At 69.7% G+C, this 14,343-nt stretch carries 13 protein-coding genes; 8 read left to right on the top strand and 5 right to left on the bottom strand.

The window, feature by feature from the left end; translation table 11 throughout:
- The first annotated feature begins 179 nt into the window (after nt 1-179).
- The 3 genes from JOD27_RS34055 (at nt 180) to JOD27_RS34045 (ending at nt 2,374) form a co-directional block, all read left to right on the top strand.
- Nucleotides 180-1,241 (top strand): SGNH/GDSL hydrolase family protein, encoded by a 1,062-nt coding sequence (locus JOD27_RS34055; RefSeq protein ID WP_204766428.1) that lies wholly within the window; start codon nt 180-182, stop codon nt 1,239-1,241.
- Complete coding sequence (locus tag JOD27_RS34050) at nt 1,238-2,089, top strand: expansin EXLX1 family cellulose-binding protein (protein ID WP_307830485.1); 852 nt, start codon at nt 1,238-1,240, stop codon at nt 2,087-2,089. Before JOD27_RS34055 ends, JOD27_RS34050 begins: the two co-directional genes overlap by 4 nt.
- 99 nt (nt 2,090-2,188) lie before the next feature.
- Nucleotides 2,189-2,374 carry a cellulose binding domain-containing protein gene (locus JOD27_RS34045; protein ID WP_204766427.1) on the top strand — a complete coding sequence of 62 codons (186 nt, stop codon included), beginning with the start codon at nt 2,189-2,191 and terminating at the stop codon, nt 2,372-2,374.
- A 4-nt stretch (nt 2,375-2,378) separates the two neighbouring features.
- Here JOD27_RS34045 and JOD27_RS34040 read toward each other — a convergent pair whose 3' ends face one another.
- Nucleotides 2,379-3,137: a hypothetical protein gene (locus JOD27_RS34040; RefSeq protein WP_204766426.1), complete on the bottom strand. Its 759-nt coding sequence runs from the start codon at nt 3,135-3,137 to the stop codon at nt 2,379-2,381.
- A 106-nt stretch (nt 3,138-3,243) separates the two neighbouring features.
- On the opposite strand from JOD27_RS34040, the gene JOD27_RS34035 reads away from it, so the two are divergent.
- The 5 genes from JOD27_RS34035 to JOD27_RS34015 all read left to right on the top strand — a co-directional run bounded on the left by JOD27_RS34035 (nt 3,244) and on the right by JOD27_RS34015 (nt 8,212).
- The gene (locus JOD27_RS34035) at nt 3,244-3,957 is read left to right on the top strand and encodes a GntR family transcriptional regulator (protein ID WP_204766425.1); all 714 of its coding nucleotides are present in this window, start codon (nt 3,244-3,246) and stop codon (nt 3,955-3,957) included.
- A gap of 95 nt (nt 3,958-4,052) precedes the next feature.
- Entirely contained in the window at nt 4,053-5,498 is a 1,446-nt protein-coding gene (locus JOD27_RS34030) for an NCS1 family nucleobase:cation symporter-1 (protein ID WP_204766424.1), read from the top strand.
- Nucleotides 5,495-6,223 (top strand): aspartate/glutamate racemase family protein, encoded by a 729-nt coding sequence (locus JOD27_RS34025; RefSeq protein ID WP_204766423.1) that lies wholly within the window; start codon nt 5,495-5,497, stop codon nt 6,221-6,223. The genes JOD27_RS34030 and JOD27_RS34025 overlap by 4 nt, the downstream gene beginning before the upstream one ends.
- 212 nt (nt 6,224-6,435) lie before the next feature.
- A complete protein-coding gene (locus JOD27_RS34020) occupies nt 6,436-7,110 on the top strand; it encodes a DUF1345 domain-containing protein (RefSeq protein ID WP_204766422.1) in 675 nt (224 codons plus the stop codon).
- Between the two features lie 175 nt (nt 7,111-7,285).
- Nucleotides 7,286-8,212 (top strand): PucR family transcriptional regulator, encoded by a 927-nt coding sequence (locus JOD27_RS34015; RefSeq protein WP_204766421.1) that lies wholly within the window; start codon nt 7,286-7,288, stop codon nt 8,210-8,212.
- Nucleotides 8,213-8,214: 2 nt separating this feature from the next.
- Here JOD27_RS34015 and JOD27_RS34010 read toward each other — a convergent pair whose 3' ends face one another.
- The 4 genes from JOD27_RS34010 to JOD27_RS33995 form a co-directional block, all read right to left on the bottom strand.
- Nucleotides 8,215-9,903, bottom strand: coding sequence for an ABC transporter permease subunit (locus JOD27_RS34010; RefSeq protein ID WP_204766420.1), 1,689 nt, complete (start codon nt 9,901-9,903; stop codon nt 8,215-8,217).
- The gene (locus tag JOD27_RS34005; protein ID WP_204766419.1) at nt 9,900-11,339 is read right to left on the bottom strand and encodes an ABC transporter substrate-binding protein; all 1,440 of its coding nucleotides are present in this window, start codon (nt 11,337-11,339) and stop codon (nt 9,900-9,902) included. The genes JOD27_RS34010 and JOD27_RS34005 overlap by 4 nt, the downstream gene beginning before the upstream one ends.
- 14 nt (nt 11,340-11,353) lie before the next feature.
- Entirely contained in the window at nt 11,354-12,553 is a 1,200-nt protein-coding gene (locus tag JOD27_RS34000; protein ID WP_204766418.1) for an MFS transporter, read from the bottom strand.
- A gap of 136 nt (nt 12,554-12,689) precedes the next feature.
- Nucleotides 12,690-14,147 (bottom strand): glycoside hydrolase, encoded by a 1,458-nt coding sequence (locus JOD27_RS33995; RefSeq protein ID WP_204766417.1) that lies wholly within the window; start codon nt 14,145-14,147, stop codon nt 12,690-12,692.
- Nucleotides 14,148-14,343 lie beyond the last annotated feature (196 nt).

The raw sequence follows: 14,343 nt of genomic DNA, 5'->3' as shown, positions 1-14,343 counted from the left end.
GCGTATGCTGAGGCTCGAACGCGCCGATGTCCGGCTCAAATCGCCGCATGCGAGGCTAAAGTGAGATCGTCGATGCGGGCAATCCCATCGAATCGACTTCGACGCCGTTTTGTCGAAGCGCGTCCATTTTCCGGTGAAGCGTCTTGACGGCTGTCGGGCGCCGTGCCACTTTTCGACCCATGTCGCGGAAATTGGTTACCAGGCCTGCTCTGGTCGTCCTCGTCGCCGCACTGCTCGGCGCTCCCGCGGCCCAGGCCGCCCCCCTCGATCAGGCCCACACCGCCGGCCGGGTCACGAAGTCCGGTCAGTTCTCCTGGCCGGGCGTGTACTTCGAGGGCCGGTTCCGCGGCACCAGCGTCGGCGTCACGCTCAACGACGCGGCGAGCTACTACGACGTGCAGATCGACGGACGAACCGTGACGACGCTCGTCAAACCCGGCCGCACGACGTACTGGGTGCGCAACCTGAGCGACGCCGAGCACCGTGTCCGGCTCGTCAAGCGGTCGGAAAGCGCGTGGGCGGCGGGGGAGTTCGGCGGGTTCGTCGGCAATGTCCTCTCGAAGCCCGCGGCGCGGTCCCGGCAGATCGAGTTCATCGGCGACTCGCTCACCGCGGGTTACGGCAACCTGTCGACGACCCGTGACTGCTCGGCGAACGGCGGCGTGGACCGCAACAGCAATGCCGACCTGACCTTCGGTGCGCTCACCGCCCGGACGTTGAACGCGGACTACCAGATCAACGCCTTTTCCGGCCGCGGCATGGTCCGCAACTACAACGGCGGTGAACCCGGCACCAGCTACCGCACGTATTACGATCGGGCGTTGCTGAACGTCGACGGTGACGTGTGGCAGAACCCCGGCACCTGGCGGCCGCAGCTGATCGTGGTCGGATTGGGCACCAACGACTTCTCGACCGCGCTCAAGCCCGGTGAGCAGTGGCCGGACCAGCGGAGTCTCGTGAGCGCGTACAAGTCGGCGTACCAGGGCTTTCTGGACAAGCTGCGGTCCAGGTACGGCTCCGGCACGACGATTCTCGTGAGCGTGCCGGAGGCCTCCGGGGCGTTCGCCGACGCGGCCAGGCAGGTCGTACAGGACCGGGGTGACAGCCGCGTGCGGTACTGGAACTACAGTGACGCCGCGCTCGACCGGCTGGGCTGTGACTGGCACTTCTCGCAGCACGACCACCGGTTGATCTCCGGGAAGCTGAACGACTACATCGCGAGATTGGGGCTGGCTTGGTGACGAGGCGTCGTGTCGCGGTGCTGGCGGGAGCCGTGTTGGTGCTGGTGACCGCCGCTGTCGCGGTCTGGGGCAACGCGGACGTGACCGGTCGTGCGGTGGCTGCCGCAGTCACCACGAGCATCACCACGAGCACCGCCCCGCCCACCACCACGACCACGCCACCGCCGCCGGTCTCGTCGCCTCCGCCCTCGTCGTCCTCGGCGCAGCCATCACCGGTCGCGGCGGCCGGCGCACCGTTGGTCGGCAAGATCAAGCCCGGCGTCACCCGGAACGGCCCGGCGACCCACTACGACTCCGACGGCAGCGGCGCCTGCTCGTACGACCGGAGCCCCGATCCGCTGACGGTCGCGATGAACTGGTCGGACTACGAGGACTCGAAGGCCTGCGGCGCCTACATCCTCGTCAAGGCGAACGGCAAGAGCGTCACCGTGCGGGTCACGAACCTCTGCCCGGCGCCGTGCCGGGTCGGGCAGCTCGACCTCAGCAAGGAGGCGTTCGCCCGGCTCGCGGACCCGCAGCAGGGCGAGATCCCGGTGACGTGGACGCTCGTGAGCCCACCGCTGGAGAAGAAGATCTCCATCCGCTACAAGACCGGGTCGAGCCAGTGGTGGTGCGGAATCCAGGCCATCGACCACCGCAACCCGGTGGCACGGCTGGAAGTGCAGGCCGGCGGGCAGTGGAGGGAACTCAAGCGCGTCGACTACAACTACTTCCTCTCCGAGAACGGTGCCGGGTGCGGCGGTGCCGTGGCGATCACGGACATCTGGGGCGAGCGCCTCGTCGTGAACCCGCTGCCGGTCAAGCCCGATGTCGTTCAGCCGACGAACGTGCAGTTCGCCGCGCACTGAGTGGTCGGTCGACGTTCGACCAGGCGGTCCCGCACACGTTGCGCGCGGTGATTCGACACGAGCCGCAACGGCAGCGGGTCCGCGTTCTCCGCGCGGGGCGTGACGGTGTCGCGGGGCTGGAACGGCACGTGGATCGACAAGGGCGATCTCGTAGAGGTCGGGAACGCGTCCTGGAACGGTGCTCTCGGCACCGGCGGGACCGCCACCATCGGCTACAACGCGACCCATGGCGGCGGCACCCCGCCGTTCCTCTCACCGACGCTGGACGGGGTGGTCTGCGGATGAGACCTCAGCAGCCGATCCGGTCGGTCGCGAGCGCGATGTCGTCCATCCAGAGGTCGTAGGCGCCCTCGTTGGGCTGGTAGAGCTGCCAGCCGAACTTGACCGTGGTGAACCGCGGGAACACGAAGTCCACCGGGTTTCCGCCGTGGTTGCGCGTCGACACGGTCAGATCCGGCTGCGGGACGCCGTCGAACCAGAGCTCGACCTGGTTGTCGGCGGCGTCCATCCGCCACTCGACGCACTGCCAGACGTCCTCACGGGACGGGGCCGACTCGCGCCAGTTCGTCCAGTCGCCGGTCGGCCCGCCGTCGGCGCCGACACCCCACAGCGGACGGTCCACAGTGGGCACGTACTGCCCGCCGAGCGGCCGCACGATCTCGGCGCCCTGGCCGGTGGCCTCGATCAGGGTGTAGTGGGCCCAGTCCGGCTTGCGCGGGAAGGCTTTGGCCTTGAGCCGCACGCGTCCGTAGAAGCTGTTGCCGGGCGGCGCGAAGTCCTCCACCCGGAGGAACGCCCGGCCGTTGCGTTCGGTGTGCACGTGCAGAACCCGTTGGCCGCGCGTGGCTTTCTCCACGGTCAGCGTGCCGTGGCTGGTGTCGACTCCCCAGTTGAGACTGGTGGCGCCGCCGAGCGGGACGGACTGGAAGTTCTCGCAGAACAGCACGCCGGGGCGCGCGCAGGAGGGGGAGTGGTCGGCGAGGGCCGGTGTGGCCGTCGCCGAGAGTTGGAGTGCCAGGAGCAGGGAGAGCGCTTTCCACTTTGGCATGCCTGAACATTAGGGGTTATTCGGTTGCGAAGGAACCGCTGGGAGGTGGCCTCAGCGGCCACCCGGAGTGGCGTCTGCTGCCCGTTCGTGGCATAGGCTGCTGGACGTGGCGGGCCCGCGGAAACGTTCTGCGCTGATCGCCCGGCTGGTGAGCGACCAGCCGGGTGGTTCCCAGGCGTCGATCCTCGAGGAACTGCGCCGGTGCCTGCTCGACGGTGAGGTGCCGCCGGGCACGCCGATCCCGCTCGACGAGGTCGCACAGGTGTTCGGGGTGAGCCGCATCCCCGTGCGTGAGGCGTTGAAGACGCTGATCGGCGAGGGACTGGTCGAGCACCGGCCCAACCTCGGCTATCACGTCGCCCGGCTGACGACCCGTGAGCTGCACGAGTTGTACGTGGTGCGCGAGGTGCTGGAGGTGGCGGCACTGACCGCCGCGGTGGCCTCGGCGACCGAGCAGGACGACCTGGAGGCGACCGCCACGCACGAGGCTCTCGGCCAGGCCATCGCCGCCCACGACGTGCGCGCATACCATCGCGACAGCAGGCGGTTCCACCTGGCGCTGGTACGGCCGTGCGGGATGCACCGGTTGATGGCCATGCTGGAGTCGGCGTGGAACACCACCGAACCGGTGCAGCCCATGGCCCACGTGCCCGACGGCGCGAAGGTCGAGATGCACCGCGACCACGAGGAGATGCTCGCGGCGTTCCTGGCGCGGGACGTGGACAGGCTGGTGGCCGCGGCGCGGGCGCACCACGGCAGGCTGCGGGCGTCACTCGCCGCATTGCCTCGTCACACAGGGTTGTTCGTCGACTCCGACTGAGCGCGACGGGGAAGATATACGGTTCGCGTCATTAGGGCGTAACACTGCCGGACCAGGCTGCTCGCACCCACATCCGAGGTCACGAGGAGTCGGTGATGACCGATACTGTCGCCCGCCCGGCGATCGGCGCCACAGCCCAGTACGAACCACGCCTCACCAACGAGGACCTGGCGCCGCTGAAGAACCAGACCTGGGGCTCCTACAACATCTTCGCGTTCTGGATGTCCGATGTGCACAGTGTCGGCGGCTACGTGACCGCAGGCAGCCTGTTCATGCTCGGGCTGTCCAGCTGGCAGGTGCTGCTGGCGCTGCTCATCGGCATCGGCATCGTGAACGTCTTCTGCAACCTCGTCGCGAAACCCAGCCAGGTCACCGGTGTGCCGTACCCGGTCATCTGCCGGGCGTCGTTCGGTGTGCTGGGCGCCAACGTCCCGGCGATCATCCGCGGCCTCATCGCGGTGGCGTGGTACGGCATCCAGACCTACCTCGCGTCCGCGGCGCTGAACGTGGTGCTGCTCAAGCTCTTCCCGGCGCTCATGCCGTACGCGGACGTGCAGCAGTACGGGTTCCTCGGGCTGCCGTTGCTCGGCTGGGGCTCGTTCGCGCTGCTGTGGCTCGTGCAGGCGGCGGTGTTCTGGACCGGTATGGAGACGATCCGCCGGTTCATCGACTTCTGCGGTCCCGCCGTGTACGTGGTGATGTTCCTGCTCACCGGCTACCTGATCTACCGGGCGGGCTGGAGCGCGATCGACCTGAGCCTCGGCGAGGTCCGCCTCACCGGTCTCGCGTCGGTGCCCGTGATGCTCGGCGCGATCGCCCTGGTGGTGTCGTACTTCTCCGGCCCGATGCTGAACTTCGGCGACTTCTCCCGTTACGGCCGCTCGTTCGCCGCGGTCAAGCGGGGCAACCTGCTCGGCCTGCCGGTGAACTTCCTGGTGTTCTCGGTGCTGGTGGTCATGACGACGTCGCTGACGCTGCCGGTGTTCGGCGAGCTCATCACCGACCCGGTCGAGACGGTCGCGCGCGTCGACAGCACGTTCGCGATCGTGCTGGGCGCGCTGACGTTCACCATCGCGACGATCGGGATCAACATCGTCGCGAACTTCATCTCGCCCGCGTTCGACTTCTCCAACGTCAGCCCGCAGAAGATCAGCTGGCGCGCGGGCGGCATGATCGCCGCCGTCGGGTCGGTCCTCATCACGCCGTGGAACCTCTACAACAGCCCTGAGGTCATCCACTACACGCTGGAGGTGCTCGGCGCGTTCATCGGTCCGCTGTTCGGCGTGCTGATCGCGGACTACTACCTGGTGCGCAAGCAGAAGGTGGTGGTGGACGACCTGTTCACGCTGTCGCCGGACGGCCGCTACCACTACCGCAAGGGCTACAACCCGAAGGCGATCGCCGCCACCGCCGCCGGCGCGGTCGTCGCCGTGGCCCCGGTCCTGATCTCCGCACTGGCGCCCGCCGCGCAGTACAGCTGGTTCATCGGCATGGCAGTCGGCCTGGTGGTGCACACGCTGGCGTCGAGGCGCGCTCGGTGATCGTCAAGGTGGTGAACCCGAACACCAGCGCGGACATGACCGCGCTGGTGGAACGGTCCGCCAAGGCCGTCGCCGCTGCGGGTACGACCGTCGTGGCGGTCAGCCCGCAGATGGGGCCGGAGTCGATCGAGAGCCACTACGACGAGGCGTTGAGCGTTCCGGGTTTGCTGCAGGAGATCGCCGACGGCGAAGTGTCCGGTGTGGACGGTTACGTCGTCGCGTGCTTCGGCGACCCCGGACTCGACGCCGCGCGGGAGCTGGCCAGGGGACCTGTGGTCGGGATCGCCGAAGCGGCCATGCGCACGGCCGCGTACCTGGGACGGGGCTTCACCGTGGTGACCACGCTGTCGCGCACCCGCGGCCGGGCGTGGGAGCTGGCCGAGCGGTACGGCGTGCGCGGGCTGTGCCGGGGCGTGCACGCCTGTGACATCCCGGTGCTGGAGCTCGACCGGGATCCGGGCGCTCTCGACGTCGTCACGACCGCCTGCGCCCGCGCCGTCGAGGAGGACGGCGCGGACGCGGTGGTGCTCGGCTGCGCGGGCATGACGGACTGGGCACCGGTGATCTCGGCGGCGATCGGCGTGCCGGTGGTCGACGGCGTCCAGTCCGCCGTGCTCACCGTGCAGGCGTTGGTGGAGATGGGGTTGCGCACCGGCAAGCGGGACGAGTTCGCGGTCCCGCCGCCGAAGCGGTACTCGGGGTTGTTGCGGGAGTTCGGTCACTGACCGCGACTGCCGTCGGCGATCGCGGTGTCGTCCTGGAACGGCAACGCGTTGTGCCGGTGCGCGACGCGAAGGTCGAGTGGGCGACCGGTACGCCGAACCTCCTCCCCGAAGTTCGGTACCTCAGCACGTCGTCCGTGGCGCCGTGCCGGAGCTGCATCCTGGGGCGGGCGGGTCGCGGCGGAGCTGACCGACATGTCGTACCTTCGGGTCTCATGCCAGATGATCTCCCGGTCCGCCCGCCGTCCGACGACGGCTACGTCCTGGCGAGGACGAAGTTCGCGACGGTGCTCGCCGCCGGGGTCACGGCCGGCCTCGTGGTCTCGCTCACCGGTCACGCCGAGTTCGGGCCGCTCGTCGGCTGGAACGTGGCGACGCTGGTCTACCTGACCTGGGTGTGGGTCCTGATCTGGCCGATGGACGCGGAGGAGACCGCGCGGCACGCCGTGCGCAACGACCCCACACGCGCTGTCGCCGAAATCGTGTTGCTGCTCGCGGCGGTCGCGAGCCTCGTGTCCGTCGGTTTCGTGCTCGCTCGTGCGGCCGAAACCTCTGGCACGTCAGAACTTTTGCGCGTGGGACTCGGTGTGCAGTCCGTGGTGTTGTCATGGACTGTCGTGCACACGATCTTCACACTGCGTTACGCCCGGCTCTATTACCACGACGTCGACGGCGGTATCGACTTCAACCAGCCGGACCCGCCAGACTATGGGGACTTCGCGTACGTCGCGTTCAGCATCGGGATGACGTTCCAGGTGTCCGACACTTCCCTCTCCACGAGCGAGATCCGCCGCACGGCGCTGCGGCACGCGTTGTTCTCGTATCTCTTCGGCACCGGCCTGCTCGCGACCACGATCAACCTGGTCGCGAGCATCAGCAGCAGCAACTGAGTTGTTGCGTCGGCAATCGGATTGTTTACGTTAACAAACCTTCCTTATCTGAGGGGTCAAGAGATCGCAATACCATGCGTTGCCGCTAATGAAATGCACCTCACAGTTGTGGTGGAAACGAATTGAGACGGCACTTTGCTGGTGATTTAACGCATGGCATGTTGACGTTGTGAACGTGCGCATCAAAACTGCGGATGTGGCCATGCCGAACACCTCACCGGACTGGGAGGCCGACCCCGCGCTCAACCTGCGCGTGGTGGGCGAGCACGAACATCGGTTCGCCGAGTTCCGTGCGAAGGTCCGGGCGGCAGGTGAGCAGTGGTCGGGCACCAGGCCTGCCGGTCTGACCGAGCTGTTGTGCGCGGCCGCGGCGGACGACCCCGAGCTGCTCCAGCTCGCCCGCGCCGGTGCCCAGCTGCTCGAGGACTTCCTCGACGGGCTCAGCTGCACCGCCGCGCTGCCGCCGTCCGGTGACCTCGCCGCCGACCTGATCGACGGCAAGGCGGTCCCGCACGGCGTGCTGGGGCGGCTCGCACCCGGCTACGTGGTGGTGATCTCCGAGCAGCGGGACGTGCGGCTGCAGGAGCTCGACCTGCACGGCGTCCTCCGCACGACGAGATCCGGCCTCCTCGTGCTGCTGGTCCCCGACCGCGACACCGACCTGCTGGACAAGATCACGACTCGGCTGATGGGCGGCACCAGGTGGGTCGCCACCGCCAGGCGCCCCGTGGCCGAGCTCGAGGACGCCTACACCGAGGCCACCGAGGTGCTGCGCCTGGTGGCGGCCGGATGCCGGCCCGCCGGCACCTACGCGCTGACCGACGTGCTGGTGGAGCAGGCGATCGCGTCCAACGCCCAGGTCGCCGGCCGGCTGGCCGAGATCATCAGGCCGGTGCGCGAGAACCAGGTCCTGTGGGAGACGCTGGTCGCGCTCGTCCACGCGGACTTCAACCGCAACCAGGCGGCCCGCGACCTGTTCGTCCACCGCAGCACGATGGACTACCGGTTGCAGCGCATCGCGAAGATCACCGGATGGGATCCGGCCGGTGGGCACGGGGCTCAGCTGTTGAGGGCGGCGTTGTTCGCGGACGCGGTGGCCTGACGTCAGCGCATCCGGCTCGCCGCCACCACGGCGCCGACTCCGAGCGTCACCAGTGCCGCCGCCGGGAACACCACGACCCACGGCGCCCGCTCCACGTTCGGCATGCCCTCCGCCAGCAGGAGCCCCCACTCGGGCTCGGGCGGCTGCGCACCGAGCCCGAGGTAGCCCAGCGACGCGAGTGCGAGTGCGATGGCGGGCAGGCGCACGAAAGCGTTGCGCAGCACGGGAGGCAGGACGGCGGGCAGCACGTGCCGGAGCAGGATGTGCCGGGTGCTCGCGCCCAGTGCCCGCGCGGCGGTGAGGTGGGCGCTGCCGCGTTGTTCCAGCGCCAGTGACCGGGCGTGGGCGGCCGGGGGAGCCCAGGCCACCGCGGCGACCGCGATCACGGCGCTCGTCCAGCCAGGGCCCGCGGTCGCGGCGACGGCCAGTGCGACCACCACCGTCGGCAGCGCGTTCACCAGGTCCGCGGCCGCCGAGCCGCGCCGGCCCGCGATGCCGACCAGCAGGGCGATCACGACGACCAGGACCGTCACTCCCGTCGCCAGGACGGCGGTGTGCAGTGCGCCGTGGGCGACCCGTGCGAGCAGGTCACGGCCCAGCGCGTCGGTGCCCATCGGGTGTGCCGCGGACGGAGGCAGCAGCCGCGCCGAAAGGTCCACTGTGAACGGATCGCGCCAGATTCCCCACAGTACGACCGAAACCACAGCCGCGGCAGGCAGGACCAGACCCAACCGGCCGGACACCACCGGGCGCGGAGCCGCGGACTCCAACGCCCCGTCGGTGAGCGCCGGGCCGAGCAGCAACCGTTGCGCCAGCGCCCCGATCGCGCCCGCCGCGGCACCCGTGAGAAGGATCACCAGCACGCACGCCTGGACCACCGGCACGTCCTGCGCCAGCGCCGCGTCCACCGCGAGCCTGCCCAGGCCCGGCACGCCGAACACCACCTCGACCGTGGCGGCGCTGCCGAACATGCCCGCCACGACGATGCCGAGCTGGCCGGTCACCACGGACCCCGCGCGGCGCAGCACGGCCAGCGCGATCGTGCGTGCGCCGAAACCCGCGGCCGTCCACGAGCGCAGCCAGGGTGCGGCGACGGCGTCGCGCAGGGCGTCACCGGCGACGACGGCCAGCACCGCGCCCGCCGGTGTGCCCAGGGCGATGGAGGGCAGCACGGCGTAGCTGAGGTCGCGCCAGCCCGACGTCGGAAGCCAGCCCAGCCGCACGGACACCACCAGCAGCAGCACCGAGCCGATGAGGAACTCCGGCAGTGCGGCGAGCACGGCCGCGAGGCCCGCGCGGCTCGAAGGAGACCTGCCGCGCAAGCCGAGCACGAACGGGCGGCCGACCAGCGCGGTCATCACGAGGAGCGCGACCACCGCCGCGAGCGCCGTCAGCGTGACCGAGACGCCGATGGCCGCTCCCAGTGGAGCGGTCACCGGCTCACCGGACACCCACGAGGTGCCGAGATCACCGTGCAGCGCCCGGCCGGACCAGCGGCCGAGCAGCTCGAACGGCCCGCCGTCCAGACCGAGTTCGCGCCGCACCGACGCGATCGCCTCGGCGTCGGGCTCCCGATCGGCGGAACGCGCCCGCAGCACCGCGAGTGCCGGATCCCTGCCAGCCACCAGTGGCAGCAGGCCGATCACCGCGGTGAGGGCGAGCAGCGCGCAGAGCCGTCCGAGCACTCTCATGACATGCGGGTCTTGCCGGTGATCAGCAGACGCTCGTACGGGTCGGTGGACAGCCCGCTGACCGCGCCCGAACGCCCGATCATGGTGCGCTCGTGCACCAGCGGCACCACCGCGTTGGTCGTGAGAACGGCGTCCTGGGCCCGCATCGACGCGGTCCGGCGGGCGGTGACGTCATCGAGGGCCAGCGCCTGGCCGATGGCGGTGTCCAGCGCCGGATCACACACCTTCACCAGGTTGAAACCGCCGGAGCAGCTGAAGTCGAGGCTCAGGTTCGCGGCCAGGTCACCGCTGTCCATCGCGTACGAGCGGGAGAAGATCACGGCGTCGAAGTTGCCCGCGAGCAGGTCGGGTTCGAGCTGGCTGTACTTGCGCACCACCTGCTCGACCTCGAAACCCTTGCCGCGCAACGACTCGGCGACGGCAGTGACGACGCCCGGCAGCTCCGGCCGGTCGCTCCAGGTGGCCAGGGTGATCTTCTGGCCGCCCGCGGTCGCACCGGTGGGCGTGATCTGGCGCGGCGCCGTGCCCCGGAAGACCCCCGTGGCTGGGTCGGCGTGGCCCTCGTAGACACCCTTCGCCAAAGCGGCCGGGTCGACCGCCTCCCGCACCGCCGCGCGCAACCTCGGGTCCGCGAACGGCGGCTTGGCGGTGTTGAGCAGCACCGACACCGTCCTCGGCAGCGGCACCTCCGCCGCGGTGACGTTGGCGAGCCCGCTGATCGGCACGGTGGTGGCGACGTCGACCTCGCCCGCGCGCAACGCGGCGGCACGGGTGTTGCCGTCGGGCACGAACCGAACGTCCACACCGGACAGTGCGGGAACGCCGTCCCAGTACCCGTCGAACCGGCTGAGCGTCGCGCCCGCCGTCACGTTCAGGTCCGGCAGCACGAACGGCCCGGTGCCCGCCTTCACCGGGCTCACCCGTTCGCCCTGGTAGGCGGCGGGGGAGAGCACGACGAGGTTCGCCGACGAAAGTCGTTGCGGCAGCGTGGGATCGGGCGCGACCGTGCTCACCTCGAGGTCGAGGTCACCGGCGGCCTTCGCGCTCACGCCGACGCCCTTGATCGCGCGCGGCACCGGGCTCGCCGCCGCTGCCCGGTTGAGCGCGTCGGCGGCGGCCGCGGCGGTGAGTGCGGTGCCGTCGTGGAACTTCACGCCGCCGCGCACACGGAACGACCATGTCGTCGGCGACTTGCGCGTCCAGCTCTCGGCCAGCAGCGGCTGGGGCTTGCCGTCGGCGTCGAGCCGCACGAGCGTCTCCGCGATGCCGAGCCGGGTGAGCGTGACGCCGTCGTCTCCCCACGGCGACAACGACTGCACGGGCGCGAACGGCAGCGTGACGCGCAACCGCGCCGGGCCTTCCGCCTGGCTGCCGGCGAAACATCCCGCGGTCAGCGAGAGCACCGCGGCGGCGAGCAGGGTTCGTCGCAACAACATGGTGTGCCTTTCGATCAGGAGAGGAACGCGCGCCGTCTGCCGGAGAACGCCATGACGCACGCGCCCGCCAACGGCAGGAGTCCGAGCAGCAGCCACGCGACGCGGCCCTGGCCCAGCAGGGCTCCGCTCGCCGTGCTGCCGACGAGCACCGCCACGCCACCCGCGGACGACAGCACGCCGAAGTGCGCGCCGAGCCTGCGGTCGCCCGCCAGCAGCGGCACGACCTCCATCGCGAACGGGGCGGCCAGCATCTGGCCGAAGATCAGCAGAATGACGAACGCGGTGGCGCCCACCAGTCCCGGCGGCCGCAGCGCGACCACGCCGAACGCGAGCGCCATGACGGTGAAACCGGCCACCAGCGCGCGTTCGCGGCCGAGCAGCCGCCGGGCGAGCGCCGTCGTCGGCAGCTGGCCGAACACCACCAGCGCCGATGCGAGCGCGAACAACAGCCCCAGCGCCTGGTCCGGCGCTCCGACGCGGTGCAGTTCGGCGGGCAGCGCGAGGTAGAGCTGGTTGTAGGAGACGAGATAGGCCGAGTACCCGGCGGCGAAGAGCAGGAACGCCCGGTTGCCGAAGACCTCGCGCCAGCCGTCGAAGATGCCCTCGTCGCGGTGCTCGCCCGGCCGGCGCGGCAGGAACTCGAGGTGCAGCAGCATGATCAGGCAGAACAGCACCGCACCGATCACACAGGTGAGGGGGAAGCTCGCCGACAGCACGACACCGAGCAACGGCCCGAGCACCGTGCCGACCTCGCCCGCCATGGACCGGATCGCGAACGTGTCCGCGCGTGCGTCCGGATCCGCCTCACGGGCAAGGGATGCCTCGGCCGCCGGTGAGAACAACGCGCTCGCGAACCCGACGAGTGCGACTCCACAGAGGACGGTGGGCAGCTCGGATGCCACCGCCAGCACCGTGAAACCCGCCGCGCGCACCAGGCAACCGGTGATGATCAGCGGCTTCGCGCCGAACCGGTCGGTGAGCACACCGCCGACGGCGAACAGGCCCTGCTGGCTGAACGTGCGCACGCCCAGCACCAAACCGACCAACCAGCCCGCGAGCCCGAGCTCGTCGGCGAGATGCCCGGCGAGGTGCGGCAGCACCAGGAAGAAGCCGATGTTGAACAGCAGCTGGCTCAGTACCAGCAGCCGGGCGGTCGGCGTGAGCACGCCGAACCGGCGCAGCGCTCGCGAACGACCGCGAAGTGCTGCGCCCAACGCCGTACCCCGCTCCCCGTGACGAAAATGATTCCCGGCGAGCGTATGTGAGCGTTACCTAAGTTCCGTTCGTCGTTCGGCGATCGACGGAAGATCTTCCGCCTAATTCGGGTTGCCACATGCGCACCTCTGCACGTCAGGCCGAGACCCCGTCGAGCTGGAAGGTCTGCACCTGCCCCGCGGCGAACGGCACCCGCAGCAGCTTGCCGTCCAGCTGGACGTCGGTGCGCTGCACGTACCTGTCGCTGCCGCTGGTCGTCGACGTGGACCACCTGGTGACCAGGCCGGTGGGCAGGGTGCCGAACCGGCTCAGGTCGAAGGTGATCGTCTGCGCCGAGGTCGCGGTGTTCACGCCGACCAGCACGAGCCTGCGGGTGGCGGGATCGAGGGCCACGGCGGCGTTTCCCGCGGAGGCGGAGATGATCCGCATGCCCGGCCGGATGTGCCGGGTGAACTGCGCCAGCACGTAGAGCTTGCGCTGCACGGCACCCGCCTGCAGCGTGTCCGGGTCGTAGGCGATCAGCGCCCACTCCGGCGTCGGGTCCATCACCTGCCAGTAGCACCACGCCGTCGGGTGCAGCCAGCGCCAGTCCAGGCACAGGTTGCCCGCCATCGAGAGCCCGGTGCCGTCCTTGTCGCCGTACTCGGAGTTCCACAGCACCTTGCCCGCCGCCTTGGCGTCGGTGTAGAGCAGGTCGCGGCGCCCGCCAGAACCCTGGTAGCCGTGCACGTTGAGCTGGTTCACGACCGACTTCGTGGTGGCGTCGAAGGAGTTCCACGTGCTGCGCGCCGCGTCGTAGCTGGTCTCGTCGGACGCCGCGATCCGCATGCCCGCCAGGCCGCGGTTGTTCATCTCCTCGCGCAGGTACTGCAACACCGTCCGCTGGAGCGACGGATCGAAGTGGCAGCCTTCCTGCCTGCCGGTAGCCGACCAGTAGTCCGACGCGGGCTCGTTGAACGGCTCGACCGTGCGGAAGGTGACGCCGAACCGGTCGCGGAACTGCCTGGCCACCTCGGCCAGGTAGGCGGCGTGCGTGCGGTAGTTCCACGACTGGAGGTTGTTGCTGTTGGCGTTGTCGGCGCCGGAAGGGTTGTGGTTGACGCACATCCACCACGCGGGGGAGTTGGAGAACAGCTCCGTGATCGCGCCCCGTGCGACGGCCTTGACCAGGGACGCGCGTTGTTTCGCGTCGGCGCCCCACTGCCACGAGCCGGGATCCGTGGTGCGCCAGTCCTGCCAGAACGTCTCGATCTGCTTGAAGCGCGGAATGTTCGGCGACGAGACCATCTTCGCGCCGTCGACGGAGTTCCAGCTGCACGCGCCGAGGTTGTAGCGGGCGATGTTCATGCCCAGGCCGGGCAGCGTCGTTCCGTTGTAGGTGACGGACTTCATGGTGAACCACAGGTCGGCGAAGTCGTCGCGGTCGCCGAACACGTTGGCCCACCAGGCAAGTGACGTGCCCCAGCCTTCCCAAGTGCCGTAGCTCGTGGCGGGGTCGACGGTGATGGTCTGGTCGGCACCGGCTCGGGTGCCGAGGGCTGTCGCCGCGATGGCGGCCGCCGCACCGGACAGCACTGTCCTGCGGGTGACCATTGTTCCTCCTAGTAGCGTGTCGCAGCTATCTCTTGGGATGTGACACTGAGAGTGATGCCGGCAGGCAGCCGCGCTTCGATCATGAAGATCGCGCTCTCACGGCTGCCGACTGCACGGTTGGCAGCAGTTGCGGTGATCAGCCAAGACGTTTGCGTCAGCGTTTCTCTACCGCCATCTCGGCAGCGACGTACATGAG

Origin of the sequence: Lentzea nigeriaca, assembly GCF_016907955.1 — a bacterium.
Taxonomy (GTDB): domain Bacteria; phylum Actinomycetota; class Actinomycetes; order Mycobacteriales; family Pseudonocardiaceae; genus Lentzea; species Lentzea nigeriaca.
This window is presented reverse-complemented; position numbering and strand designations above follow the sequence as displayed.